The organism is Agrobacterium salinitolerans (assembly GCF_027498475.1).
GTDB classification, from domain to species: Bacteria; Pseudomonadota; Alphaproteobacteria; order Rhizobiales; family Rhizobiaceae; genus Agrobacterium; species Agrobacterium salinitolerans.
Map to the genome: position 1 here is coordinate 87,786 of NZ_JAPZLN010000007.1, position 24,971 is coordinate 112,756.

At 60.6% G+C, this 24,971-nt stretch carries 29 protein-coding genes; 20 read left to right on the forward strand and 9 right to left on the reverse strand.

The window, feature by feature from the left end:
• The 7 genes from O9X91_RS21315 to O9X91_RS21345 all read left to right on the forward strand — a co-directional run bounded on the left by O9X91_RS21315 (position 1) and on the right by O9X91_RS21345 (position 5,274).
• On the forward strand, positions 1 to 1,578 hold the full coding sequence (locus O9X91_RS21315; protein ID WP_077982704.1) for a Na+/H+ antiporter subunit D: 1,578 nt from the start codon (positions 1 to 3) through the stop codon (positions 1,576 to 1,578).
• A complete protein-coding gene (locus O9X91_RS21320; protein ID WP_077982703.1) occupies positions 1,575 to 2,054 on the forward strand; it encodes a Na+/H+ antiporter subunit E in 480 nt (159 codons plus the stop codon). The genes O9X91_RS21315 and O9X91_RS21320 overlap by 4 nt, the downstream gene beginning before the upstream one ends.
• Positions 2,051 to 2,437: a cation:proton antiporter gene (locus O9X91_RS21325; RefSeq protein WP_137409957.1), complete on the forward strand. Its 387-nt coding sequence runs from the start codon at positions 2,051 to 2,053 to the stop codon at positions 2,435 to 2,437. The genes O9X91_RS21320 and O9X91_RS21325 overlap by 4 nt, the downstream gene beginning before the upstream one ends.
• The gene (gene mnhG, locus O9X91_RS21330; protein WP_077982701.1) at positions 2,434 to 2,772 is read left to right on the forward strand and encodes a monovalent cation/H(+) antiporter subunit G; all 339 of its coding nucleotides are present in this window, start codon (positions 2,434 to 2,436) and stop codon (positions 2,770 to 2,772) included. Before O9X91_RS21325 ends, mnhG begins: the two co-directional genes overlap by 4 nt.
• Before the next feature lie 427 nt (positions 2,773 to 3,199).
• Positions 3,200 to 3,628 (forward strand): MucR family transcriptional regulator Ros, encoded by a 429-nt coding sequence (gene ros / locus O9X91_RS21335; RefSeq protein WP_003497181.1) that lies wholly within the window; start codon positions 3,200 to 3,202, stop codon positions 3,626 to 3,628.
• A gap of 403 nt (positions 3,629 to 4,031) precedes the next feature.
• The gene (locus O9X91_RS21340; protein WP_077982700.1) at positions 4,032 to 4,454 is read left to right on the forward strand and encodes a helix-turn-helix domain-containing protein; all 423 of its coding nucleotides are present in this window, start codon (positions 4,032 to 4,034) and stop codon (positions 4,452 to 4,454) included.
• Positions 4,447 to 5,274: a DUF6456 domain-containing protein gene (locus tag O9X91_RS21345; protein ID WP_269833755.1), complete on the forward strand. Its 828-nt coding sequence runs from the start codon at positions 4,447 to 4,449 to the stop codon at positions 5,272 to 5,274. Before O9X91_RS21340 ends, O9X91_RS21345 begins: the two co-directional genes overlap by 8 nt.
• 3 nt (positions 5,275 to 5,277) lie before the next feature.
• Here the strand turns inward: O9X91_RS21345 and O9X91_RS21350 are convergent, their stop codons facing one another.
• Together O9X91_RS21350 and O9X91_RS21355 are read right to left on the reverse strand one after the other, a co-directional pair.
• Positions 5,278 to 5,694 (reverse strand): SufE family protein, encoded by a 417-nt coding sequence (locus O9X91_RS21350; protein WP_077982698.1) that lies wholly within the window; start codon positions 5,692 to 5,694, stop codon positions 5,278 to 5,280.
• Positions 5,695 to 5,894: 200 nt separating this feature from the next.
• Complete coding sequence (locus O9X91_RS21355; RefSeq protein WP_269833756.1) at positions 5,895 to 6,320, reverse strand: DUF5330 domain-containing protein; 426 nt, start codon at positions 6,318 to 6,320, stop codon at positions 5,895 to 5,897.
• 487 nt (positions 6,321 to 6,807) lie between these two features.
• Between O9X91_RS21355 and O9X91_RS21360 the strand changes: the two genes are divergently transcribed.
• The 3 genes from O9X91_RS21360 to O9X91_RS21370 all read left to right on the forward strand — a co-directional run bounded on the left by O9X91_RS21360 (position 6,808) and on the right by O9X91_RS21370 (position 9,847).
• On the forward strand, positions 6,808 to 8,340 hold the full coding sequence (locus tag O9X91_RS21360; RefSeq protein WP_142912617.1) for a sensor histidine kinase: 1,533 nt from the start codon (positions 6,808 to 6,810) through the stop codon (positions 8,338 to 8,340).
• Positions 8,312 to 9,214: a peptidoglycan-binding domain-containing protein gene (locus tag O9X91_RS21365; protein WP_269825847.1), complete on the forward strand. Its 903-nt coding sequence runs from the start codon at positions 8,312 to 8,314 to the stop codon at positions 9,212 to 9,214. The genes O9X91_RS21360 and O9X91_RS21365 overlap by 29 nt, the downstream gene beginning before the upstream one ends.
• A 279-nt stretch (positions 9,215 to 9,493) precedes the next feature.
• A complete protein-coding gene (locus O9X91_RS21370; RefSeq protein WP_173988424.1) occupies positions 9,494 to 9,847 on the forward strand; it encodes a DUF1491 family protein in 354 nt (117 codons plus the stop codon).
• Between the two features lie 56 nt (positions 9,848 to 9,903).
• Here O9X91_RS21370 and O9X91_RS21375 read toward each other — a convergent pair whose 3' ends face one another.
• The gene (locus O9X91_RS21375; protein ID WP_202048193.1) at positions 9,904 to 10,839 is read right to left on the reverse strand and encodes a DUF2336 domain-containing protein; all 936 of its coding nucleotides are present in this window, start codon (positions 10,837 to 10,839) and stop codon (positions 9,904 to 9,906) included.
• A gap of 561 nt (positions 10,840 to 11,400) precedes the next feature.
• On the opposite strand from O9X91_RS21375, the gene O9X91_RS21380 reads away from it, so the two are divergent.
• The gene (locus O9X91_RS21380; protein ID WP_162854287.1) at positions 11,401 to 11,589 is read left to right on the forward strand and encodes a hypothetical protein; all 189 of its coding nucleotides are present in this window, start codon (positions 11,401 to 11,403) and stop codon (positions 11,587 to 11,589) included.
• 19 nt (positions 11,590 to 11,608) lie between these two features.
• On the opposite strand, the gene O9X91_RS21385 is transcribed toward O9X91_RS21380, so the two are convergent.
• A complete protein-coding gene (locus tag O9X91_RS21385) occupies positions 11,609 to 12,157 on the reverse strand; it encodes a DUF1254 domain-containing protein (RefSeq protein ID WP_077982692.1) in 549 nt (182 codons plus the stop codon).
• The gene (locus O9X91_RS21390) at positions 12,150 to 12,737 is read right to left on the reverse strand and encodes a DUF1214 domain-containing protein (RefSeq protein ID WP_077982691.1); all 588 of its coding nucleotides are present in this window, start codon (positions 12,735 to 12,737) and stop codon (positions 12,150 to 12,152) included. Before O9X91_RS21390 ends, O9X91_RS21385 begins: the two co-directional genes overlap by 8 nt.
• A 111-nt stretch (positions 12,738 to 12,848) precedes the next feature.
• Here O9X91_RS21390 and O9X91_RS21395 point away from each other — a divergent pair, with 111 nt between their 5' ends.
• Positions 12,849 to 14,237 (forward strand): M20 family metallopeptidase, encoded by a 1,389-nt coding sequence (locus tag O9X91_RS21395; RefSeq protein WP_269833757.1) that lies wholly within the window; start codon positions 12,849 to 12,851, stop codon positions 14,235 to 14,237.
• Here O9X91_RS21395 and O9X91_RS21400 read toward each other — a convergent pair.
• Positions 14,234 to 14,842 (reverse strand): LysE/ArgO family amino acid transporter, encoded by a 609-nt coding sequence (locus O9X91_RS21400; protein WP_269833758.1) that lies wholly within the window; start codon positions 14,840 to 14,842, stop codon positions 14,234 to 14,236. The genes O9X91_RS21395 and O9X91_RS21400 overlap by 4 nt on opposite strands.
• A 286-nt stretch (positions 14,843 to 15,128) precedes the next feature.
• Between O9X91_RS21400 and O9X91_RS21405 the strand changes: the two genes are divergently transcribed.
• On the forward strand, positions 15,129 to 16,028 hold the full coding sequence (locus tag O9X91_RS21405) for a LysR family transcriptional regulator ArgP (protein ID WP_269833759.1): 900 nt from the start codon (positions 15,129 to 15,131) through the stop codon (positions 16,026 to 16,028).
• Positions 16,029 to 16,233: 205 nt separating this feature from the next.
• Here the strand turns inward: O9X91_RS21405 and O9X91_RS21410 are convergent, their stop codons facing one another.
• Positions 16,234 to 18,426, reverse strand: coding sequence for a transglycosylase domain-containing protein (locus O9X91_RS21410; protein ID WP_136903022.1), 2,193 nt, complete (start codon positions 18,424 to 18,426; stop codon positions 16,234 to 16,236).
• Between the two features lie 253 nt (positions 18,427 to 18,679).
• Here O9X91_RS21410 and O9X91_RS21415 point away from each other — a divergent pair, with 253 nt between their 5' ends.
• A complete protein-coding gene (locus O9X91_RS21415; protein ID WP_077982686.1) occupies positions 18,680 to 19,171 on the forward strand; it encodes a YcgN family cysteine cluster protein in 492 nt (163 codons plus the stop codon).
• 169 nt (positions 19,172 to 19,340) lie between these two features.
• Positions 19,341 to 20,165 carry a class D beta-lactamase gene (gene blaOXA / locus O9X91_RS21420; RefSeq protein WP_077982685.1) on the forward strand — a complete coding sequence of 275 codons (825 nt, stop codon included), beginning with the start codon at positions 19,341 to 19,343 and terminating at the stop codon, positions 20,163 to 20,165.
• Between the two features lie 34 nt (positions 20,166 to 20,199).
• Here the strand turns inward: blaOXA and O9X91_RS21425 are convergent, their stop codons facing one another.
• Together O9X91_RS21425 and O9X91_RS21430 are read right to left on the reverse strand one after the other, a co-directional pair.
• Complete coding sequence (locus O9X91_RS21425) at positions 20,200 to 20,535, reverse strand: type II toxin-antitoxin system YafQ family toxin (RefSeq protein ID WP_142912432.1); 336 nt, start codon at positions 20,533 to 20,535, stop codon at positions 20,200 to 20,202.
• On the reverse strand, positions 20,532 to 20,807 hold the full coding sequence (locus tag O9X91_RS21430) for a type II toxin-antitoxin system RelB/DinJ family antitoxin (RefSeq protein ID WP_077982683.1): 276 nt from the start codon (positions 20,805 to 20,807) through the stop codon (positions 20,532 to 20,534). Before O9X91_RS21430 ends, O9X91_RS21425 begins: the two co-directional genes overlap by 4 nt.
• Before the next feature lie 212 nt (positions 20,808 to 21,019).
• On the opposite strand from O9X91_RS21430, the gene O9X91_RS21435 reads away from it, so the two are divergent.
• From O9X91_RS21435 to mazF, 5 genes are all read left to right on the forward strand, one after another.
• On the forward strand, positions 21,020 to 23,599 hold the full coding sequence (locus tag O9X91_RS21435; protein WP_162520414.1) for a heavy metal translocating P-type ATPase: 2,580 nt from the start codon (positions 21,020 to 21,022) through the stop codon (positions 23,597 to 23,599).
• Positions 23,599 to 24,021, forward strand: coding sequence for a Cu(I)-responsive transcriptional regulator (cueR, locus tag O9X91_RS21440; protein WP_142912433.1), 423 nt, complete (start codon positions 23,599 to 23,601; stop codon positions 24,019 to 24,021). Before O9X91_RS21435 ends, cueR begins: the two co-directional genes overlap by 1 nt.
• Before the next feature lie 53 nt (positions 24,022 to 24,074).
• On the forward strand, positions 24,075 to 24,275 hold the full coding sequence (locus O9X91_RS21445; RefSeq protein WP_077982682.1) for a heavy-metal-associated domain-containing protein: 201 nt from the start codon (positions 24,075 to 24,077) through the stop codon (positions 24,273 to 24,275).
• A 68-nt stretch (positions 24,276 to 24,343) separates the two neighbouring features.
• Positions 24,344 to 24,610: a type II toxin-antitoxin system antitoxin MazE gene (gene mazE, locus O9X91_RS21450; RefSeq protein WP_127758200.1), complete on the forward strand. Its 267-nt coding sequence runs from the start codon at positions 24,344 to 24,346 to the stop codon at positions 24,608 to 24,610.
• Positions 24,610 to 24,969 carry a type II toxin-antitoxin system toxin MazF gene (mazF, locus tag O9X91_RS21455; protein ID WP_142912434.1) on the forward strand — a complete coding sequence of 120 codons (360 nt, stop codon included), beginning with the start codon at positions 24,610 to 24,612 and terminating at the stop codon, positions 24,967 to 24,969. The genes mazE and mazF overlap by 1 nt, the downstream gene beginning before the upstream one ends.
• Positions 24,970 to 24,971 lie beyond the last annotated feature (2 nt).

Here is a 24,971-nt window from a genome sequence, read left to right on the forward strand (position 1 = left end):
ATGGCATCTTCCACCACTTCCGCAGTCACCGATCTTTCCGCAGCGCTCGTCACGACGCCCGTGCCGCTCACCGACTGGCTGATCATTCTTCCCATCGCGCTCTGCATTGGCGCAGGCGCGGTGCTGATGATGATGCGCCACGCCATCCGCCACCACGCGACCGTCGCCATAGCGGCGCTGTTCCTGCTGGTGCTGCTCGACGCCGCGCTTTTGTGGAAGGTCGCCGCTGAAGGCCCGTTCACCATGGTGATGGGCCGCTGGCTGCCGCCCTTCGGCATTGCCTTTACCGCCGACCTGACGGGCGCGCTGCTGTCGCTTGCGGCCGCCATCGTGGCGCTTGCGGGCGCCATCCATGCTGGCGCGGATATCGATGCCAGCGGCAGGCGATACGGTTTTTATCCCTTCCTGATGCTTTTGATGGCCGGTGTCACCGGCGCGTTCCTGACCGGCGACATCTTCAATCTTTATGTCTGGTTCGAGGTGCTGCTGATCTCGTCCTTCGGTCTCATCGTGCTCGGCTCGACGCGCGAGCAGATCGACGGCGCGCTGAAATACGCCATTCTGAACCTCATCGGCACGACGCTGTTCCTGATCACGGTCGGTTATCTCTACGCCATCTTCGGCACGCTCAACATGGCCGATATAGCCCGGAAGGCGACGACGCTGCGCGACGCAGCGCCGCTGATGACGCTTGCGAGCCTGTTCGCGCTCGCCTTCGCCATGAAAGCCGCGGCCTTTCCGGTGAATTTCTGGCTGCCGGCCTCCTATCACACGCCGCGCATCGTCGTGTCCGCCCTGTTCGGCGGCCTGCTCACCAAGGTCGGCATCTATTCGCTGCTGCGCGTCATGGTCATGCTGTTTCCGGTCGAACGGGAAGAACTCAGCATCGTCATCGCCATCTCGGCGGCGTTGACCATGGTGCTCGGGGCCATGGGCGCGCTCGCCCAGAACGATATCCGCCGCATGCTTGGCTATATCGTCATCTCGGGCATCGGTTACATGATGGCCGGTATCGCCATCGGCACGCCCTCCGGTGTGTCCGGCGCAATTTTTTACGCGCTGCACTCCATGGTGCTGATGACGGCGCTCTATCTTGCCGCCGGCCACGCCGCCCGCCTTGGCGGAGGTTTCAGCCTCACCTCACTCAGGGGCCTTTACCAGCAGGCTCCGTGGTTTTCGGCGCTGGCGCTGGCGCTGTTCTTTGCCGGTTCCGGCCTGCCGCCCTTTTCCGGCTTCTGGCCGAAGGCGGTGCTGGTCAAATCGGCGATCGATATCGGCGCGTGGTGGCTCGCCGGCTCCATCCTCGCCTCCGGCTTCATCGCCACCATCGCTTTCGGGCGAATCTTCCTTTTGTGTTTCTGGCGTCCGGTGGCGGCATCCTCAGGTCAGTCGTCCCTGCCGCAGGCGCCACCCTCGGCAGCGCCGTCTTTTACGCCGCTGGTGGGTCTGACGTTGCTGGTGGTATTCTTCGGCCTGTTTCCGGAAAGCCTGCTCAATCTCAGCCAGCAGGCGGCCGCAGGCCTCGGTGACCCGCGGGCCTATATCAACTCGGTCTTTTCCGAAGGGGGCAAACCATGAGCCTCTATGTCGTACAACTGCTTTTCGTCGCCGTATGGCTCGCTGTCACGGGCAGCGTCAGTCTGGCAAACATCCTGTTCGCCCTCGTCGTTTCGACGCTCGCGCTTGGCATCATCCGCCACCAGCTTCCCGCCGGACGTAACCACTGGCTGAGGTTCGCCCGTATGCTGTCGCTGGTGCTGCTGTTCTTCAAGGAGCTGGCGCTCTCCGCATGGAAGGTCGCCATGCTGGTGACGCGGCCGAAGCTCGACGTGCAGCCCGGCATTTTCGCCTATCCGCTGACGGTGACGACGGATTTCCAGATCACGCTGCTCGCCAACCTCATCACGCTCACGCCGGGCACGCTTTCGGTCGATGTTTCGGCGGACAGAAAAACGCTTTACGTGCACGCGATCGACTGCAGCGATGTCGAGGCCACGAAAAACGACATCCGCAACGGCTTTGAAAAAAAGATCATGGAGGCGTTTCAAATATGACGCCAGAACAGACAGTTTCATTTGCAACTATACTTGCATCGGTTGTTCTGTCGGCGGCCTTTTTGCTGACAGTATATCGGGTCGTCGTCGGCCCCACCTTGCCGGACCGTATCGTTGCGCTCGACATGCTGGTGGGCATCGCCATCGGCTTCATCGCGGTCATCGCCATCCGCACCGGCTTCAATCTTTATGTCGACATCGCCATCGCGCTCGGGCTGGTCGGTTTTCTGGCAACGGTGGCCTTCGCCCGCTTCGTATTGTCCCGGGGCCTGGACGAGCGGCGCGGGCCGACGACGGTTCTCGACGGTGAAAGGGCATCTGAAGTCGTTGAAAAAACGATGAAAAAAGGTGTTGTAGGCGGAAAGGGAAAGGGCCGACGATGATGAATTGGGTTGTGACTATTTTCGTTTCAGTGCTGCTGCTCTCGGGCGCCATTTTCTCGCTGATCGCGGCAATCGGGCTCAATCGGCTGCCGGATGTCTATACCCGCATGCATGCGGCTTCAAAGGCGGGAACGGTGGGTTCCGGCCTGCTGCTTCTGGCGGTCGGCATTCATTCCATGGAAATATCGACGCTCGCGCGGGCGCTTGCCGGTTTCTTCTTCTTTGTCCTTACAGCGCCGGTCTCGGCGCATCTTCTTGCCATGGCCGCTCATAAAGCAGGTTATCCGCTTGCCGTTAAATCGGTAGTTGATGACATGAAGAAAATTTCAAGTTGAAAATACCCCCAATAATTGGGGGTATTCATTTTCAATTGCTACTTGGTCTAGTATTTTATTACCCGTAATTTTTTGTATTCCGATTAGACTGTTTTGAACTGAAAAATCTGCAATAGGAATTTGACTTTTGCTGTTTTGCTGTTATCCAAATTAAGTGTAAAATTGCTAGTCGCAATTTGCATCTAGCCTCTTCATAGTCGGCATAGGCATTTTATTAATGTCTAATCTATGGCCCACCGGGCCATTGCTGCCCATGTCGCGGGCCATACGTTGAATCTCGGACCAATTCGTTTCCGGTTTTCGCTCGAAATCTAGGGGTAGGTTTCATGTTGGTTTCAACAAGGCGAAGGTGGGGCACCGGGTAACTTCACATCGCTCGATGCGGCGTTTGCCCGCGTCAGGGGATCAATAAACAGGAGATACTTAAATGACGGAAACTGCATACGGTAACGCCCAGGATCTGCTGGTCGAACTGACGGCGGATATTGTGGCTGCCTATGTTAGCAACCACGTCGTTCCGGTAACTGACCTTCCCGGTCTTATTTCGGATGTTCACACGGCGCTCAGCGGAACATCGGCGCCGGCGTCGGTGGCGGTCAATGTCGAAAAGCAGAAGCCTGCCGTCTCCGTCCGCAAGTCGGTTCAGGATGACCACATCGTCTGTTTGGAATGCGGCGGCTCGTTCAAGTCGCTCAAGCGGCATCTGACGACGCATCACAGCATGACGCCGGAAGAATATCGCGAAAAGTGGGACCTGCCGGTCGACTATCCGATGGTTGCGCCCGCCTATGCCGAAGCCCGCTCGCGGCTCGCCAAGGAAATGGGTCTCGGTCAGCGCCGCAAGGCCAGCCGTTGATTTTAACGCGGGTCTGCGGGGGTTGTTTCTTCTCCCCGTCAGGGAGAAGGTGGCCCGAAGGGTCGGATGAGGGGGCAAGTTCTCCGCATATCTGTACCCTTACCCCCTCAACCTGCTGCCGTGACCTTCTCCCCGGCGGGGAGAAGGCGGCAGTGCGCATTCGCCCGCTCCCCATGTTTCCTTAGAAACTGTCTTTACATCACATGAATATCCAGCCGGTCCGTAGACCGGCTTTTTTATTGCCGCTTCGAATATTTGGTGAGGAAAAAAATCCTTTATAGAAGACCTCATTTCTAAAAAATATAGAACCATATCAGAGGCATGTTCTTCTTCTGCAAATTCACGCTTCCCCACGTACTTCCTCAGGTGTATGAATTAATTCCTATTCGTAGAGGAGTTGCATATGCCGTCGGATACTGTGTTTCTGCCTGCCGCCGCGCGGCCTTGCGTGCGTGTCGGTGATCGACCTTTTCGTCATTGGCCGTCTGCGGCGGGGCGGGAGGAGATTTCCCGTCTTTGCCGTCTGGTACGGCAGCTCACCGGCGAGATGGTGCAATTGACGGGCGACCGAACGCTGGTGCGCCGCGACAGCCGGCGCACGGAATGCCACATCCGCCAGATTGCCATGTATGTGTGCCATGTGCAGCTGGGCATTCCCATGTCGGATATCGGACCCTGTTTCGGCCGGGACAGGACGACGGTGGGCCATGCCTGCCAGGTGGTGGAGGACCGGCGTGACGAACCGGCATTCGATGAGTTCGTCGCCGCGCTGGAGCGGCTTACCGGCAATATCTTCAATGCGATGAAAGGCGCCCGGGATGAGTGAGGAAAAAAGCGCCCCGATCTCCCCCCAGAACCCACATCTCCTGCGGCTGCTGCGTTGCATCGCCGCGGGCGCGGTGGAGATGTCGCAGGAGGGTGGCGACATCGTCCTGCGCCGGGCGCGGGCAGGCCATCCTGTGCTGCGGTTTTCGGTCGCGACGGTGCGGTTTGCCATTTCTTCCGGGCTGGTCGAGCAGCGGGAAAACACCCTTTCCGCCGCGCCGCCGCTCGCTTCCTGGCTGAAACGTGCAATGGCGAAAGACCGGGATGAGGTTTTTCAGGACCAGCACCGGCATATGCAGACGGTTATTGTGGATGTCGGCGAAGGAAAGCAGCCGGCCCGGCGCAATCTCAACAGCTCTCCCCTGACCAGCCTTGCAAGGCTGAAGGAACGGGACGGTGCGGCGTTTTTCCCGGCGGATGCTCTGGGAGCGGGTGAACGCCTTGCCGCCGATTTTCATCGCGGCCATCTCAATCCGAAGGTAACAGCGACATGGGAGCCGAGAATAGCGAACCGCACCAAAGGTGAGGCGGGAGGGGCGCTCGATCTCACCGAGGCGGCAATGGCCGCAAGAACGCGGTTTTCCCGCGCGGCCGATGCGATGGGGCCTGAACTGGCGGGCGTCGCCATCGATATCTGCTGCTTCGAAAAGGGGCTGGAGACGGTGGAGCGCGAAAGGCAATGGCCGGCGCGGTCGGCAAAACTGCTGCTGCGCGCAGCACTGCTGGCGCTTGCCCGCCATTATGCGCCGCCTGCGGCCCGCGCGGGCAGGAAGGAACACCATTGGGGCGATGCGGATTATCGCCCGTCGATGACGAGGTGAAAGTCAGGCCGCCAGCAGCCGGGCTTCCTCGCGGATGCGCTTGATCATGGAGCGCAGGCCGTTGGCGCGCTGCGACGACAGATGTTCCACCAGCCCGATCCTGTCGAACACCTCAATCGCGTCGAGATCGGCGATTTCTGAGGCTCTCTTGCCGGAATAGACGGCGAGCACGATGGCGACGAGGCCGCGCACGATATGCGCATCCGAATCGCCTTCGAAGGTCAGGAGAGGGTCTTCGGCGCCATCGCTATGGCTGACGAGCCAGACCTGGCTTGCGCAGCCATGCACCTTGTTCTCGGGCGCGCGCTTGTCTTCCGGCAGATCGGGAAGCGCCTTGCCGAGTTCGATGACATAGCGATAGCGATCCTCCCAGTCGTCGAGGAAGGCGAAGTCGTCAAGGATCGTTTCGAGAGAGGCCATTTGCGCGCCGTATCATCCATCATTGCAAGGTGTTTGCTAGGATATAGGGGAAGTGCGGCCGGTTTTGAACCATGGACCATGAAAAAGCCCACGGAAAACAGGTTTCCGTGGGCAAGTCAGGCAGGCAATCGGCAGCCGGATATTTTCGGCTGCAAAAAGGGGTTGTGGCGCGCTGGCCGGCAGGGATCAGGGCGACAGCATCAGGGCGCAGGGCGCTTCTGCGGCAGGGGAATGACGGTGCCGGTCTTCAGCATGTCGGTATCCTTCGGAAATTCGACGCTGACGACCGGGGCTTCGGCCAGTTTTTCGGCCCCGACTGCGAGTTCAGCCGCGGGAGCGGGCTTGTCGCCGGAAGCGAGCTGCTTGTCCAGCAATTCATAGGCGACCTTCGCCCCTTCCTTTGCCCTCTCGCCGAGCGCATGGAAAGTTTCGGCGCCCTTGACGCAGACATCGGGCTTTTCGATGCAGATGGCGCTGACATAACGATAGGCTTCACCGGCGGCTGAAACGGCGCTGGGAATATCGAAGGCCGAAGGTTCCTTGGCCGGATCGTTGCTGCTGCCGAAATAGGACAGCGCCACCAGCACCAGCGAAAACCAGAATGTTCCCTTGATCAGAAACCACATTGTCAGACACCCTGCCAGATGATCTTTGTTTTCTAAAGCCCCGCCCGGTTTCGGGTCATCGGCCTTTGTCCCGTTTTTCGGGCTTGTGAAGAAGCTACAGGCGACCGGCGAACAGCCGATTGCAAAAAGCGACGCAATTTAATTCAAATTGTACCTATTCTCCTCGTATCGGGACGCCTGCCGAGAATTCATTCGAATTTTAACAGTCGATGTTAAGCATAATTGCGACAGAGGCCGCACGTTCCGGGCGAAAGCGGCGCACGGCTTTGCCACAAAAGTTAACATGATGGCAAAAATGAAGCGAAATCCGTCGCTTACCCGTCATTAACCATGATTGGGAAAGCTTCGAAGAAATGCCCCGTAATGGGACTGCGCAGCATTTGACGGGCCTTTGAGGCCATTCTTTTTATCCATTCCTTAAGCCGCCGCCTTCTATTGTCGGAGCCGTTAGAACCGCCTCAGGGATTCGGTGTTGGTATTGCGTAATATGAGAGAAAAAGCGGTCGCATTGGTCGACCATGCCGCAGGCAGATGGCTTGCGCGCATGGAAGAGGACACCGAAAGGCGCGCCGGAACCGTTGCGCGCCTGCGCTGGCTGATCGCCTTCAGCGCCGTCGGTCTTGTGGTGACGCCGGCCCTTTTCAGCCTTGTCGTCAGCCCCGCCATCGCACTGCCCATTGGCGCTGCTCTGGTGCTGGCGCTGTTTCTGGCTGCCGCCGCACTTCTGATCGCCTTTTCCCACTCCGCACGCGGCGCATCTTCTCATTCGGTCTCGCCGGTGCACGACGACCTTATCACGGCATCGCAGGTGCCGGGCCTTGTGTTGATGATCGGTGAGACCGGTTTCGTCGAGCACGTTTCCGGTCGCGATCTCGCGGCGTTTCCGAACGACCTCCAGGCCAGCAAGGGCCATGTCCTCGTTGAATACGTCCATGTTTCCGACCGCATCGAACTGATGCAGGCTTTCGACATGTTGCGGCAGGGGGAGGACAGGGCGACGGTGGAACTTCGCTTCGAGACCGGCGCGAAGTCGCGTCAGGCGCAATTCATGCACGGCCGCATCGAAATGACGGCCATTCGCGGTTCAACGGGCCGCCTGCGCCGTATCGTCGCCCAATTGACCGATGTTACCGACATGGTACGCCTGCGCCGCGATGTCGCCCGCAAGGCGGCCGAGGCGGAATCGGCCAATGATGCGAAATCGCGCTTTCTCGCCGCCGTCAGCCACGAGCTGCGCACGCCGCTCAACGCCGTCCTCGGTTTTTCCGATATTCTGGCCGGCGAATATTTCGGCCGGTTGGAGAACGACCGCCAGCGGGAATATGTCGGTCTCATCCGCCAGTCGGGTGCGCATCTTCTCTCTGTCGTCAACACCATGCTCGATATGAGCAAGCTGGAAGCCGGCCGTTACGAGCTGATGATGGAAAGCTTCCCGATTGCCGAGACCATCTCGTCCTGCGAGGCGATGCTCAGCCTGCAGGCGAAGGAAAAGGGTCTGACTTTGACCAGCCGCATCCAGCGCGGTGTCGGCGAAATCTCGGCCGATCAGCGCGCCATCCGGCAGGTTCTGATCAATCTTGCCGGCAACGCCATAAAATTCACCGATGCGGGTGGTGTGGTGTCGATCGACGCCGCGCGTGAGGGCGCGATGTTGAAGCTGACGGTGAGCGACACCGGCATCGGCATCGCTTCCGACAAGATCGAATTGCTGGGCCAGCCCTTCATGCAGGTTCAGAATGAATATACCCGTCGCTATGAGGGCACGGGTCTGGGATTGTCCCTGGTCAAGGGGCTTGTGGCACTGCATGGCGGCACTTTCGCCATTGCCAGCAAGCCCGGCGAGGGAACGGTCGTAACGATCACCCTGCCTGCCGACGGTTCGGGCATGGCGGGTGGCGGCGAAAGCGCCGAAGCCGAAAGCATGGTGGAATTTCCGCCCCGCATCCGGCAGCTCGGCGATATGGCCGCAATGATGAAAAAGGATGGTGACAATGGCCCCGCGAAAGCGAAAACCGCCTAAGAAAACAACGGCCCAGATTGGCGCCGGGCTTGTTTCCTTGGTGGTTTCTGCCATCGGGCGAGAAATCCTGCGCCGTCCGAAACTGGTGGGCGGCTCAGGCGCCTTTGCGGTCGTCTTCGGTTTTGTCGCCGCCAATGCGCTCTGGTATCAGCCGGGCGTGCACCCATCGCCTTTCCTGCGCACGCGTGACGCGGAAAACCCAAATGGCATTGCCGGTTATCGCCCGGCCGAGCATCTCGGCGTGCAGGGCGATGTCACCACCTTCCGCATAGAACGACCGGCGGAGACGCAAAACGCGCAGCAAGCGACGGCCGAAACGCCGGTGCAATCCGTCGCAGAAAGCCAGAAGCCGCAGCAGATCGTTGCCGATATTCAGACAGAACTGAAGAAACGTGGGCTTTACGAAGGCGAGGCGGATGGCCGCATGGGCCCACGCACCGCCGCCGCCATCATGTTCTTCGAGGAAACGCTCGGCATGGAACAGACCGGCGAGCCGACGACCCGGGTGCTGGCGGCGCTGAAGATCGATGGCGCGACCGTTGCCGCGATCCCGAAAGACCGGCCTTCCGACACCAGCGGCGGTGGAGTGGAAATCGACCCGGTCGCGGCCGCCATCCGCAAGGCGGAGAAGCCGCAGGTAAAGGCCGAACCCGTTTCCCTTAATAGCACGTCCAAGCCTGCCAGCCGGGATCTCATAGCCAGGATACAGCAGGGGCTGATCAACATCGCTTATGCCGATGTGAAAGTGGACGGTGTGGCCGGCCAGCAGACCCGTAATGCTATCAGGGCGTTTGAAAAACATTATCGCCTGCCGGAAACCGGCGAGCCGAGTGAGGTCGTGCTGAAGAAGCTGAAGTCGATCGGGGCGCTTTAGATTTGAGCTTCCGGAGGGTTGACGACGGACCGAAGGTGCTTGGGGCTTTACCCCCCTCTGCCCTGCCGGGCATCTCCCCCTCAAGGGGGGAGATCGATATGCGGCAAGGTCTCGCCCATCCCGACGCTTGAGAATGGAGCAGTGAAAGAGCCTCCTGCCGATCTCCCCCCTTGAGGGGGAGATGCCCGGCAGGGCAGAGGGGGGTGAAGCCCCGCGCACCATCGCCCCTTAAATTCAACATTGCAAAGCACGCCCACCATTTCCATCGAAAGCAACCCCATGCGCCTCAAATCCGAAATGTTCGTCTCAGCCCTCATCCGCCGCGTCTTCGCCGCCGGCGGATTTGCGGCTGTCGAAAAGAAGGGGGCGGAGGAGGCGGGGGCGATCTTTATCCGCCAGCGCCTGCGTGATGGCCGCGAGAACCTCTATGGGCCCGCGCCGCAAAGTTTTGCCGATGATGAGGACATCCGCGCCGAGCGCCGTTTCGAAACGCGTCTTGCGGGTGCGGATGGCGAGGAAAGTGCCGCTCTTCTTGAGAGGGAACGACGCTTCGACAGCGACCTGTGGGTGGTGGAGATCGAAACCGATGAGATCGGGAGCCTGCTGACGCTGGTTGATGGGCCGAAGGCCTAGAATTGGCCGGCGATGGCCCGCCTCTTCAATCCGTGAAGGCGCAAGGCCAGACCTGATTATCCTTGCGTCCCGGTTCTTTGCGCAGACGGTGTGTTGTGGCCCGGTCGTTCGCGGCCATGCGTATAGCTGTCGGCCCGCCGCCAGCTTTCCAGCCGCTCTTCGCATTCCACGATGTCGAGACCGTCGAGCAGGGCTTCGGCACGGTTCATATCGCCTGCGGCGGCGGAAAGATGCGGATAGAAACATTGCAGCACGAAAGCCGCCTCGGAGAATTCCATGCCAAGGCCGGTCAGCGTCGTTGCCAGCTGCGCGCCTGATATATCGAGCATGATGCGCTCCGACAGCCAGTAGCTGGAGGAGAGAGAATCCGCCAGCGTCACCGCGAATTGCCGGGCGTTGCGCTCGCGGGCGAAACGCACCAGCAGCGCTTCCTGCACCTCGCTCAGCCGGCGAAGGCCGAGAACGTCGCTTTCCGGGCGGTTGAGGTGATGCGCCATCTGCTTGATCCGCTGGCGCATTTCCTCTTCGAGCGCGGAGGCGGCGGCGATGTTGTCCGTCTTTTCTTCCGCTTTCGGCTCTTCAGGGCTTTCCGCCGCCTGCGGTTCGGCAGCCGTCGTCTGTTCATCCGGCCGCTTCAGATCTTCGGCGTGACGCAGCCCGACAAGCGCGTCGATGACGGTGGGGGAAAGGTCCTCGCGGCGCACGATGGCGCGCGCATGCGCCGCCCCTTGCGTGCGGGCAATGGTGATCAGCGTGTCGTCATCGAGGCATTTGGAGGAAATGAGGAATGGCGCTGCAAGCGAAATCGGCTGGCAGGCGATGAAGAAGGCTACAGCCGAAGGCACGCTCGGATGCTGCGAGAGCGCGGCGATCGCCTCCCGCTTGGCTTCATCGGTGGAGGCGTTGAAAAGCGGCATGAAAAGTTCGGCGAACTGCCGAAGGTCCGTTTTTGACGGATGCGAAACATTCTCGAAATTCGTCACGGTGGCCATCAGCACCACATCTTTCTTCCTCACGGCTCTTGGCCTCTCAAGTTCTCGAAACCGGTCGGTCAACGCACTACCCAACAAACGCAAACACAATATCGGCTCAAATTAGAGCAAATGCGTTGACGCCCTGTTAACTATGGGGGGTGGCAAGAGAGAATCCGCATCTTTCAACAAGGAAATTTTAAAACCTTGATGACGGACGAAGGACCGTGGAACTTTACCGCATCGCCTTTGTTTTCAAGGCGGGCAGCTCCGGCCGGAATAAGTTGGGGTCCGGCAATTAAGGTTAACGGATCATTAACCTCTGTCTGTTTGTAATTTCATGGGCAGTATTAGGATTCCATGTTATTCTTATCGACGGAATAAATGAGAAAATGGCATGTGAAGCCTGAATCTGCGCACGGTCCCCTTATAAGAATCGCCTTGGATTTTTGGATCGTGCGAAAACCAGTCTGTGGACTGGCCTATGCGCAATGTGATGGTGATGAAATTCCCGACGCAAGACGAGGCTTGCGCGGTTCCCATGGGCAACATTGACAATCATGTCCCGAAGAGGAGATGAGCATGGCAGAGATTATTCCAATCGGCGACGCCCGACGAAACCTGCGCCCCGCCGGCGCGGTGGCAACCGTGATCGGCCCGGCGAAAGTCGTGCTGTTTACCGGCGTGCGCTATGAAAAACGCGATACCGAGCCGACCGGAAAAGTCGCGCGCAAGGGCAAATCCGCAGCGGAAACTGCCCTCAAATCCTGACGGCGCACGACAACCGACGTTATTTCCACGCCGTCGGCTGGCATTTCGCCTCGTTCAGGAACCGTTCCGCCTCTTCGCCGAAACTCGGCTGCGGGACCATGGTCCGCAACACCACATACCCTTTCGTCTGATCCGATTCCGCCAGAATGGCTTGCGAAAGCGCGGGTGGTTGCGCCTTGCGGATGGCGGCGATCTGCACCGCATCCGCCACCAGAATATCCATCACCCCGCCGGCGGACGTGCGGTCATTCATGCTGAAAACCTCATTCGAGGCCTTGTCGTAAACCGCGACCGACCAGAAGGGCACGGCCCCGATGGCAGTCAGCCTGACCGGCTTGTCCTCGATATCGAAGGTGCAGACCGCGACCCGCATGAAGGGATCGCCGCTGCCAAGCGTCTTTTTCTCCGCCGTCTCTTCGAGCAGATGAAACTGATGCGGCTTTCCTTCCGCCACCGCGCGCGTATAGGCGTCGCGATTGCTGAAATGCGGTATCGCCAGAAGAATGATGACATGCAGCACGGCTGCGCCGACGAGACCGGTGAGGATGGCGAGCAGAACCCTAAGCATTGCCACACCCCAGCTTGCGGATTTGCGGCATGGAAATGTCGATCAGGCCGGAACTGCCCGCAACGGGCGTGTCGAGCAGGGTCATGACCAGCCTGAAGGTCTGGCCCTGCGGCACCGACAGCCAGTTATAGGTCTGGGCGTCAGCGGCAATGGTGATGTCGACGCCGCCATCGGCGCTGCGCAAAAGCGTGCGGGAATTCAGCGCGAAGGGCCGCCCCGCATCTTCCGCCAGCACATTGCCCTGCTGATCGGCGGTGTATATCGTCCAGAATCGTGCGGGCGGCACGGCGCCGGCCAGCCGGTAGCGGCACTCGCCGCTCAAGCGTTGCCCATCGCTGTCGACGGAGGCGGTGAAGGCCAGACCTTCCGCGGTTCCGTAAAGCAGCTTGCCGGCGTCGGCGCGGTGCGATTTGGCGTAAGGATCCGCCTCGATCGTCTGCGCCACGGGAAAGGCGTCCCAGGAGCCGACGCGGATCGATCCAAAGCCGGATGTCGCCTCAAGGGCTGCCAGCGTTGCGGCAATACCGCCGCCAAAGGCGATCAGAAGGGCGATGCCGACAAGGAATGGAACTCGGAACACGCTGTTTTCCCGTTTTTGAACAGGTCGAGGACTATCACTGATTCCCTGTTTGGAAAATGGCGCGGCTTGTTTAGTCTTCGTGAAAATGATCACAACCGGGGATATTCCATCATGTCGCGACAATCCGCAATCGACCGTGCCGCCGCCTGTTTTGACGATGGCGGCTTCGAGCGGGATTTGTCGCGACGCGTTTTGCGACGGACCGAAAGCCAGAATGAGGAGCAGGGCGAGGAACTGACGCTTTATCTGGAACAGGAAATGCTGCCCGCATTCGCCGCCATGGGTTTTTCCTGCACCATCCTGCGCGACCCGGCGGCGGATTTGCCGTTTCTGATCGCCGAGCGTTTCGAGGGCGACACGCTACCGACCGTGCTGGGATACGGCCACGGGGATGTGGTGCGCGGTCAGGACGAGGGCTGGGCCGAGGGCCTTTCGCCCTTTGTGATGTCTGAACGCAATGGCAGGTGGTATGGGCGCGGCACGGCCGACAACAAGGGGCAGCATTCCGTCAATATGGCGGCGTTGAAGGCCGTGCTCGAGACACGCGGCAGGCTTGGTTTCAACGCCAAACATCTGATCGAGATGGGCGAGGAGAGGGGATCCCCCGGCCTGAGGGAGATTTGCCGGAACCATGGCGAGCGGCTGAAAGCCGATCTTCTGATCGCCTCCGATGGCCCGCGCCTGAATGCGGAACGGCCGACGGTTTTTCTCGGCGCGCGCGGCGGCATCACCTTCGATCTGGTGATCGAGGCGCGTGAGGGCGGCCATCATTCCGGCAATTGGGGCGGGGCGCTCTCCAATCCCGGCGTGCAGCTGGCCCATGCCGTCGCAAGTCTCGTCGGCCCGACCGGCCAGATCCGCGTGCCGGAACTGGTGCCGGAGGAATTGCCGAAAGCGGTGCGTGAGGCTCTTGCCGATTGTGAAATCGATGGCGGGCCGGACGGCCCGAAGATCGATCCGGACTGGGGCGAGCCCGGCCTTTCCACCGCCGAGCGGGTGTTCGGCTGGTGCGCGCTGGAAGTGCTGGCTTTCGAGACCGGCAATCCGCGTGCGCCGGTCAACGCCATTCCGCCTCGGGCGTGGGCGCGGCTGCAATTGCGCTTCGTTGTCGGTATCGATCCGGAGGCGGTTCTGCCCGCCGTACGGCGTCATCTCGACCGACAGGGTTTTGCAATGGTGGAAATCGCGCCTGCCGGCGACGAGATTTTCCGCGCGACCCGGCTCGATCCGCAGGATCCATGGGTGGATTTCACGCTGCGCTCCATTGCCCGTACCACGGGCAGAAAACCGGCGCTTCTGCCCAATCTCGGCGGTTCGCTGCCCAACGATATCTTTGCCGATATCCTCAAACTGCGCACCATCTGGGTGCCACATTCCTATCCCGGCTGCTCGCAGCATGCGCCGAACGAACATTTGCCGAAGGAGATCGTACGCGAGGCGCTTACCCTTATGGCCGGGCTCTATTGGGATATCGGAGCCGGCGACACGCCGCCGCTTTAGGCGCCCATGACAAGCTTGAAGGCGATGGCCCACATGGTGACGGCGATGACGCCTTCAAGAATGCGCCAGGCGGAGGGTTTTTCAAAGATTGGCCGCAGCCAGCGCGCGCCGTAACCAAGTGAAAAGAAGAACACCAGCGAACCGGTGGCCGCGCCCGCCGCGAAGGTTTTTTCGAAGCCGGGAAACTGCGTTGAAATGGTGCCGAGCAGCACGACGGTATCCAGATAGACATGCGGATTGAGAAAGGTCAGCGCGAGACAAATGGCCAAAGTCTGCCACAGGCTCGCCTCCTGCCGCTCCGACACCGAAAGCGTCGCGGAAGAGCGCAGCGCCGAATGCAGGCTTTTGGTGCCATACCAGACGAGGAAAGCGGCCCCCGCATAACGCATGATGGGATCGAGCGCCGGCATGATGGCGCTGATCCGCTGAAAGCCGAACACGCCCACCGTAATCAACAGCGCATCGGCAAGGGCGCAGGTGGTGCAGACGGCAAACACATGCGAACGCGCCAGCCCTTGTTTCAGCACAAACGCATTCTGCGCGCCGATGGCGACGATGAGGCTGAGGCCCATCGTCAGGCCGGTGAAGAAAATCTGGATGTCCATGCGCGTCGCGGCCCCTGCCTCTGTCCATTGTGGAATGGCCGGGGGCGTTGCTCCCGGCCGAGTGCTTGGATATTTCCGCCAGATGGTTTAATCCAGTTAAATAAACTCAATCCAGATAAGCTGAGCTAATGGCGCACTTCTCTCTTCAACGTCTCGATTTTCCGCCACGTTGCCACATGTTCACCGTCATTCCTGTTCCCCGGAACAAGAATGAGGGAAGGAGAGGCCGTCGCCTATGGCTTCCAAGGCCATCACGCCACCTCCAAACCCCGCATGAGGTGCCGTAATGCTCGACTATCCCTCCATGCGGGCCGTGGCGCTCGTGGCCCAGACCGGCAGTTTCGAAAAGGCGGCGCAGGTGCTGTGCGTCACGCCATCGGCCGTCTCCCAGCGCATCAAGCAACTGGAGGAGCGGCTGGGCGTGGTGCTGATCGTGCGCGGCAACCCCTGCGTGGCAACGGAAAAGGGCGAATGGCTCTGCCGTCACATGGATCATGTCGGCATGCTGGAAAGCGAATTGTTCCGACAGCTTCCGGTGCTGGCGGAAGCCGGCGCAGCGCAGGAGCGCGTGACGCTCAACATCGCCACAAACGCTGACAGCCTCGGCACATGGTTTCTGGATGCGGTTTCGAAATTCACCGGCGGCAGCGATTATCTCGTCAATATCGCGGTGGACGATCAGGACCACACGGTGGAATGGCTGCGCGGCGGCAGGGTGCTCGCCGCTGTCACGGCCCATGCCAAGCCCGTGCAGGGCTGCCGGGTAACGCCGCTCGGCGTGTTGCGCTATCATGCCACCGCCAGCCCGGATTTCATGGCCCGCCATTTCGCCGGAGGTGTCACGCCCGCCGCCCTTGCCTGCGCGCCCGGGCTCACCTTCAACCAGAAGGACAGGCTGCAGGCGAGTTGGGTCAGGAAGGTGCTGGGCGAGGAAATCGCCTATCCCACCCACTGGCTGCCTTCGACGGACGGTTTCGTGAAGGCGAGCCTTTCCGGCATGGGCTGGGGGCTCAATCCGGTGCAGCTTGTGGGGGATCACCTCAAGACGGGCAGGCTGGTGGAGGTCGTTCCCGGCACGCCGCTCGATATTCCGCTTTACTGGCAGGTCAACCGGCTCGCGGCGGAGCGGCTGGGGGTGTTGACGTCGCATGTGGTGGAGACGGCGAGAGGAGTGTTGTTGCGATAAGTTGCGGTTTGGAGAAGCGGTGGCGATGGAGTGCATGGCTTTACCCCCCCCTCTGCCCTGCCGGGCATCTCCCCCTCAAGGGGGGAGATCGACGCGCGGATAGGTCTCGCCCATCTCAACGTTTACGAATGAAGTGGCGGTAGCGCCTCCTGCCGATCTCCCCCCTTGAGGGGGAGATGCCCGGCAGGGCAGAGGGGGGTGAACCTCACCGCCGTGCCGCATCCTCCTTGCCCTCGCGCAAAGACGCATCCGCCACCTTCTGCGTCGTCACACTCAAGGCCGAAGCGTCCTTCATCTTCCTGGCGATGGAGCGGATCACACGCGTTGCCTCGGCCGAGAGCGAGCGTGGGCGGGTGAGGGCCGGCAAAGCGGGGGTGCTGGCGGCTGCGGCCGCCACTTGCGCCGAAGGTTGCGGGCGCGCACCTGTCGGCAACGGGTTCTGGATGCCGGGAATGGGGCGCAGCTCCATGCCCTGATGGGCATAGTCCATCAGCCGCTTGAAAGTCATGGCCGGAAGCGCGCCTCCCGTCATATTGTTCATCGGCGTGAAATCGTCGTTCCCGAACCAGACGGCCGTGGTGTAATTGCCGGTGAAACCCACATACCAAGCGTCGCGATAGGCCTGCGAGGTGCCGGTCTTGCCGCCGGAAACGATGCCGTTATCCAGCGCGCCGCGCCTAGCCGTGCCCATGACCGGAATGGTCACCAGCATCTGGTTCATCTTCGAATTGGCGTCTTCGGAAAGCACCCGTTTGGCGGGCGCTTCGTTGTGGCTGAAATCGTAGAGGACATTGCCTTCGTAATCCAGCACCTGCTCGATGCCGTGGCGGCGCGACTGCATGCCGTCGGCCGGGAAAACGGCATAGGCGGTGGCCTGATCGAGCACCGTGACTTCCGATGTCCCGAGCGGAATCGTCTTGTCGCTGCGCAGCGGCGTGGCAACGCCCATGGCCTTGGCGGTATCGACGATGACCTGCGTGCCGAGCACGTCCTTGGCAAGACGCACGGGCACGGTGTTGTAGGATTTGGCGAGCGCCATCTGCAGCGTCACCTTGCCGGCATAGGAGCGGCCGTAATTCTGCGGCGACCAGCCGCGCCAGGTCACCGGCGCGTCGGAGATCAGCGTCTCCGGCTTCATGCCCTTTTCCATGGCGGCCGAGTAGGTGTAGACCTTGAAGGAGGAGCCCGGCTGGCGCAGCGCCGCCGTGGCGCGGTTGAACTGGCTTTCGCCATAGTCGCGCCCGCCGACCATGGCGCGCACGCCGCCGCCGTTCTCGATCATCACCATCGCGCCCTGCTTGACGCGGTAACCTTCGCCGAATTCGCGCAGGCCCATTTCCATCGCCTGTTCGGCCGCCTGCTGCAGGCCGGTATCGATTGTGGTGCGCACGACCACGGTGTGGTCCCTGAACTTGCCTTCGGCGGCCAGCCGCTGCACCTCGTCAAAGGCCCAGTCGAGGAAATAATCAGGCGCCTTCACATCGGCGCGGTCGATGACGGTGGCCGGGTTGCGCCGCGCGCCGATCACCTGCCCCTCGGTCATCAACCCGCTCTGCACCAGGTTGGAAAGCACGGTGTTGGCGCGGGCACGGGCGGCGGGCAGGTTGACATGCGGCGCATATTTGGCCGGGGCCTTGAACAGGCCAGCCAGAATGGCGGATTCGGCGAGCGTCACGTCGGTAAGATTCTTGCCGAAATAAAACTGCGCCGCCGCAGCAGCACCAAAGGTGCCGCCGCCCATATAGGCGCGGTCGAGATAAAGGCTGAGGATTTCCTTCTTCGACATGTTGGTCTCGAGCCACAGCGCGAGGAAGGCTTCCTTGATCTTGCGCTCCAGCGAGCGCTCATTGGTCAGGAACAGGTTCTTGGCAAGCTGCTGCGTCAGCGTCGAGCCGCCCTGCACCACGCCGCCGGCGCGGGCGTTTTCGCTCATGGCGCGGGCAAGGCCGATGAAATCGATGCCGAAATGGTCGAAGAAACGCCGGTCCTCGGTCGCCAGAACCGCCTTGATGAAATGATCCGGCATCTGGTCGATCGGAACGGAATCCTCGTGGATGATGCCGCGGTGGCCGATGGTGTTGCCGTAACGGTCTAGGAAGGTGACGGCGAAGTCGCCGCGATACCGCCAGTCCTTCTTGGTTTCCTCGAAGGCCGGCATGGCGAGCGCCAGAAGCACGACGGACCCCGCCGTTCCGAACGTCAGTGCGTCGCAGGTCAGGTTGACGAGAAGCTTCTTCCAGCCCCGCACATGCAGCTTGCGCGAGGCGATGGTGACGTCTTCCCAGAAATCCACCAGCCTTGCCGCAGCCGTCCACAGGCCGGAGTCGATGAAGCTATCGATCCGGAGCAGGATGTGCCGTTTTTTACGGCCTTTTTTTTCGTTTTTTTCTTCCTGCACCTGGCGATGTTTTCCTGTTCAACGCAACGCGATCATCGATATTCTGCGCTTCAACCCATTCCCGACGCAAAACCGTGGCATGGTTGTGTCGGAAGTGCTTGACGCGGCGGCCTTTCGCGGGCCAATGACCCCCAGCCGCCTGCCAATATGCTAAAATATCGTACAAACCAGCCCTTGGCGATACGATATAAAGGATTAGGGACCGGTTAAACACTCCCGTCCAAGAGATCAAAATGAAACGGAAATGTTAACGATGAATGACGCGCCGTTCTGGAAAACCAAATCACTCACGGAGATGACCGGCGAGGAATGGGAAAGCCTGTGCGACGGCTGCGGCCTGTGCTGTCTGAACAAGCTGGAAGACTGGGACACCGGCGAAGTCGTGTTCACCTCGGTCCGCTGCGTGCTGCTCGACGGCGAGAGCTGTCGATGCTCCGATTACGAAAACCGCCGCGCCACGGTGCCGGACTGTATTCAGCTCGACCTGAAGAAGGTGCATGAGATCGGTTGGCTGCCGCCAACCTGTGCCTATGCGCTGGTGCGCGACGGCAAGGATCTCTACTGGTGGCATTATCTCGTCTCCGGCGATACGCAAACGGTGCATCAGGCCGGCATTTCCGCCCGCGGCCGCACCGTCAGCGAGGCCGATGTGGATGTTGACGACTTCGAGGATTATGTGGTCGACTGGCCCCTGACAGTGGGTGAGACGGTCGGCGAGAGGGCGGGCGAAAAGGAACGGACCTGACGGAAAACGTCAATTTTTGTTTGGTCCTATTCCTGCCCCATCCGTCTCCTAAAGGCATGTCATCCGAAAGCGTGTCACGGTTTCGGGGTACGACTTGTCTGAAAACAAAGACAGCTTCCGGCCATTCCGGCAAATGATCCGCAGAAGCGGACGAGGGACATCGAAACGCATGCGCTACCGGCTGCCCGCCATCGTTCTTTCATGCCTTGCCCTTCCGGGGCTCCTGCCGTTTTCCGCTGACGCCCAGCAACAGCCACAGGCCTTCGAATGCACGCTGGTCACGTCCATCGAGACCGGCGCCATCATCAACCAGCAGGGCGCCTGCGACCAGCGCGTGGCGCCGGCCTCCACCTTCAAGGTGCCGCTGGCGCTGATCGGTTACGACGCCGGCATCCTTCAGGATGAAAAGACGCCCGCCTGGGACTGGAAACCCGGCACGGAGGCGCGCGCCTCCGACCGCAAGACGGTCGATCCCTCCATATGGGAACAGGATTCGGTCCTGTGGTATTCGCGTGAGATCACCCGCCGTCTCGGTCCGGAAAAATTCGCCGCCTATGTGAAGCGTCTCGGTTACGGCAATGCCGATGTTTCCGGTGAGCCGGGCAAGAATAACGGCCTGACCCATTCCTGGCTCGGATCGTCGCTGACGGTCTCGCCGGTGGAACAGGTCGGCTTCCTGCGCCGCCTTCTGGCCGGCAATCTGCCGGTTTCGCGCGATGCGCAGGCGAAGACCAGGGCAATCGTGCCGGTCTTCGATGGGCCGGAAAGCTGGGCCGTGCACGGCAAGACCGGAACCGGCTACATGCGCGACGAAAAGGGCAATCCCGACCGCAACCGTCCCTTCGGCTGGTTCGTCGGCTGGGCGGAGCGCGAAGGCCAGCACATCGTCTTTGCGAGACTGCGCGTTTCCGACAAACCGTCAAACGAGCCACTCGGCCCCGCCGTGCGCGATGCCTTCCTGCGCGATATTCCCCGGCTGGCCGTGCACCGATAGCGAGATCGACCTCAATATCTTTCGGATTGCGCGTTTACCTGAAAAGCTCGGCGTGCGTTCCTGCGCGGGTGAAGATGAGAAGGTTCTGCTTCTCATCAAGTTTATAGATCAACAGAAAGTCCCCGCCGACATGGCATTCGCGATGATCGTGCCATTCTCCGGTCAGTTCATGGTCACGAAACTGCGCCGGTAATGGCGCTTCGCCGGCGATGAGAAGGAGCATGATCTCCTTCAGTTTCACCATGTCATAGCGCCCGGAATTGTTCAGCCGTTGCCAGTCCTTGATAAATTGCCTGGTGAAATCCGAACTACGCGGCAGCACCGTTCGTTTCGATGCCGCGTCTTTTCCGTGACCTTTTTTATCCGTCACCGTTTGTTACCATCAAGGGCGTCAAACAGGGCTTCCGCCGTGCCGAAACGATTGCGCCTGGCAGCCGCGATGGCGCGCGCTTCTTCAATCGCGGCGAGCGTTTCAGCGTTCGGTTGCGTCAGTTCTATCGGCAGTGCTTTTTCTCGGGCAATGCGCGTCAGCATCATTCGCATGACATCGGAAACAGTCAGCCCCAGACTGTCGAGCACGGCAGTCGCGTCATCCTTGAGCGCCTGATCGATGCGCGCTCTCACATAAGCATTTGCGGTCATGATCGACCTCCTTTTATAAAAAGCTGTATGTAGCTCAAATGAGCATCAAATTCAACGAGTGTATTGCTGCCCCTTCGTATTCTCCCTTGCCGCGCAGGCGACGACAACAAGCCCGGCCGCACTCACGATTGTGTGTTCGACAAAAAGTTTCCGCTTCCCTTGACCTTCCCATCATGGGAATCTCTACATAGGGTCTCGAAAGGGGATTTCCCATGAACGAGACAGTCAAACACGCCCATCGACATGAACCGGTTTCCATTCCCGTGGAGGGCATGACCTGCGCTTCCTGCGTGCGTCGGGTGGAAACGGCCGCGGCCAAGGTGCCGGGTGTCATGTCGAGTTCCGTGAACTTCGCCACGAAGAAGCTCACCGTCGAGCCGGCCGAAGGTTTTTCGGCCAGAACGCTTGATGCCGCCATCAAGAAGGTCGGTTACGACATCGCGCCGGAGCGTCACGAATTCGCGGTGGAAGGCTTGCGGGGCGAGGCTGAGGCCGGGCGGCTGAAGGCCGTTCTGGAAGCGGTCGCCACCACAATCGTCGTCAAGGTCGATGCGGCCTCCGGCAAGGCCTCCGTGGAAACGATTGGCGGCCGACGTGAACGGGATACGCTGGTGGAAACGGCAAAGCTCGCCGGTTTTGCGCTGAAGACGCCGGGACCGCGCGACAATTCCGCCCATCAAGGTCACGGCCAGCACCACGGACATCATCAGGGCCACGGCCAGATGGCGGCGGGCGAGACTGGCGGCCACGACCATATGCAGCATGCGGGCGAAGAGGGCGCGCTGAAACGCGACCTGACGATTGCCGCGATCCTGACCGCGCCGCTTTTCGTGCTGGAAATGGGCGGCCATCTCTATGAGCCGATGCATCACTGGCTGATGGGCATCATCGAGACGCAGAACCTCTATTACATCTATTTCGTGTTGGCGACGGCGGTGATTTTCGGGCCGGGCCTGCGCTTTCTCAAGACCGGTTTTCCGGCCCTGCTGCGCGGTGCGCCGGAAATGAATTCGCTTGTGGCGCTGGGCGTCACGGCGGCTTACGCCTATTCCGTCGTGGCGACTTTCGCGCCTGATCTGCTGCCGGCGGAGGCGCAGTTCGTCTATTATGAAGCGGCAACCGTCATCGTGACGCTGATCCTGACCGGACGGCTTCTCGAAGCCCGCGCCAGCGGCCGCACGGGAGACGCCATCCGCAAGCTGATGAGCCTGCAGGCGAAGACTGCCCGCGTAGAGCGCGACGGCGCCACCATCGATATTTCCCCTGACGATCTGGTGATGGGCGATATCGTCGTCATCCGTCCCGGCGAGAGGCTGGCGGTCGATGGCGAAGTCGTCGAAGGCTCGTCCTATGTCGATGAGTCCATGATATCGGGCGAACCCGTGCCGGTGGAAAAGAAGATCGGTGCAACGGTTGTCGGAGGCACTATAAACAAAACAGGTGCTTTCAAGTTCAAGGCGACCAAGGTGGGCGCGGATACCATGCTGTCGCAGATCATCCGCATGGTGGAGGAGGCGCAAGGATCCAAGCTGCCGATCCAGCTGCTGGTGGACCGCGTCACCGCGCTTTTCGTGCCCGTTGTCATAGCAATCGCTGTTCTGACCTTCATCGTCTGGGCGATCTTCGGCCCCGAACCCGCCTATACATTCGCGCTGGTCAATGCGGTCGCGGTGCTCATCATCGCCTGCCCCTGCGCCATGGGTCTCGCCACGCCGACATCCATCATGGTTGGCACCGGTCGGGCGGCGGAGCTGGGCGTGCTGTTTCGCAAGGGGCAGGCGTTGCAGGAGCTACGTTCGGCTGAAATCGTCGTGGTCGACAAGACCGGCACTGTCACCAAGGGCCGCCCGGAACTGACCGATCTTGTGGTTGCCGAAGGATTTGCCGACAACGAGGTGCTGAGGCTGGTCGCCGCCGTCGAGGACCGCTCGGAACATCCGATTGCCGAAGCCATCGTCCGGGCTGCGGAAGAAAAGAATGTGACGACCCCGGCAGGACCTGAACCCACAACCGTCGAAAACTTCGAGAGTGTGACGGGCTACGGCATCGCCGCCACCGTCAATGGCCGTAGGCTGGAAGTCGGTGCGGATCGTTACATGGCCAAACTCGGCCATTCCGTCGATATTTTCGCTGAGGTCGCCGCAAGGCTGGGAGATGAAGGCAAGACGCCGCTTTATGCCGCCATTGACAACAGGCTGGCGGCTGCGATTGCCGTCGCCGATCCGCTGAAACCCTCGAGTATCGCTGCGATCAAAGCATTGCAGGCGATGGGCATAGAAGTGGCGATGGTGACGGGCGACAATGAACGCACGGCAAACGCCATAGCCCGGCAGGTCGGCATTTCCCGCGTGGTGGCGGAAGTACTGCCCGAGGGCAAGGTGAAAGCGATCCATGAGATGCGGGCAGGCGGCAAGGTGCTGGCCTTCGTGGGGGACGGCATTAACGATGCGCCGGCGCTCGCCGAAGCCGATATCGGCATTGCCGTCGGCACGGGCACGGATGTCGCCATCGAAAGCGCCGATGTGGTGCTGGTTGGCGGCGATCTTCTGGGCGCAGTCAACGCCATCGAAATGAGCCGGGCGACCATGCGCAACATCAAGGAAAACCTGTTCTGGGCCTTCGGTTATAACGTGGCGCTGATACCGGTTGCGGCGGGCGTGCTCTATCCGGCCTTCGGCATCACCCTGTCGCCGATGATCGGCGCGGGTGCGATGGCGCTCTCCAGCGTCTTCGTTCTCGCCAATGCGCTGAGATTGAAACGGGCGAAGGTGGTCCATCGGGAGGTGACGTAATGAATATCGGGCAGGCATCGGAAGCATCGGGCGTTTCCGCCAAGATGATCCGTTATTACGAGCAGATCGGCCTCATCACGCCGGCCGCCCGCACCGGCAATAATTACCGGGTCTATGGCGAGCAGGACGTGCACAATCTGCGCTTCATCAAGCGGGCGCGCACGCTCGGTTTCTCGCTGGAAGAAACCGAGACGCTGCTGAAACTCTGGCAGGACAAAAGCCGTGAGAGTTCGGCGGTGAAGGAAATCGCGCTCGTCCACATCGCCGATCTCGAGCAGAAGATCGCCGAGATGAAGAGCATGGTGAAGACGCTCTCTCATCTCGCCCATTGCTGCGGCGGCGACCACCGGCCCGATTGCCCCATCCTCGATGATCTCGCGGGTGCCGACAAGACAGACGGCAAGCTAGCCAGAACTCACTGAACTTTAATGACAACCGGCGCGACAATATCGCTACCGGCCAGAAGGAGAAAACCATGAGTGCAACCACCTTCCTCATTCCGGACATGACCTGCGGCCATTGCGAAAAGACGCTGCGCGGCGCTCTGACGGAAGTGCTTCCCGGCGCATCCGTCAGCATCGACCTCGATGCCCACAGACTGACGGTTATGGGCGATGCCGCAACCGCGGAAGCGGCGATCCGCGAAGCCGGTTATTCGCCGGAACGGGCGGGTTGAGGCACGACCTCCGTTTGCGCAGGCTTGAAAATGTGCTACATATATTGCACAAAATGGAGCGCAGACTGATGACCGTAACGACGAGAATAAGACGTCAGGGCGGTGCGGCGGTGATGACCATCCCGCCCGCTCTTTTGAAGATGCTGGGGCTGGAAATCGGTGAGCAATTGACGCTGGAGGTCGATAACGGCGCGCTGGTCGCAAGCCCTGTTCGGCAGGAAAAGAAACGCTTCACGCTTGCCGAATTGCTGGAGGGGGCGGATGAAGTCGCCGCTCTCAATGCCGGCGCGCGGGAATGGGACGAAGCGCCGCCAGTCGGCAAAGAAGCTCTTTGATGGTCCGCAGTCAGGTTCCAAAACGTGGCGACGTTTATCTGGTCGACCTCAATCCTGTGATCGGCAGCGAAATCAGGGACGAACATCGTTGTATCGTCATCACGCCCAGAGAAATCAACGCGGTTGGACTGTGCCTTGTCGTTCCCGTGACCACGGGCGGGCTATTCACGCGCAGGGCGGGGCTTGCCGTGAACATATCGGGCCATAAGACAACCGGTGTCGCACTATGCAACCAGGTGAGAAGCATGGACATTGTTGCCCGTGCCGCCCAGAAGAAAGCGAAATATATCGAAACCCTTGACGATGCGACGATCGACGAAATCGCCGGTCGTGTCATCAGCATGATCGATCCCGCCTGAGA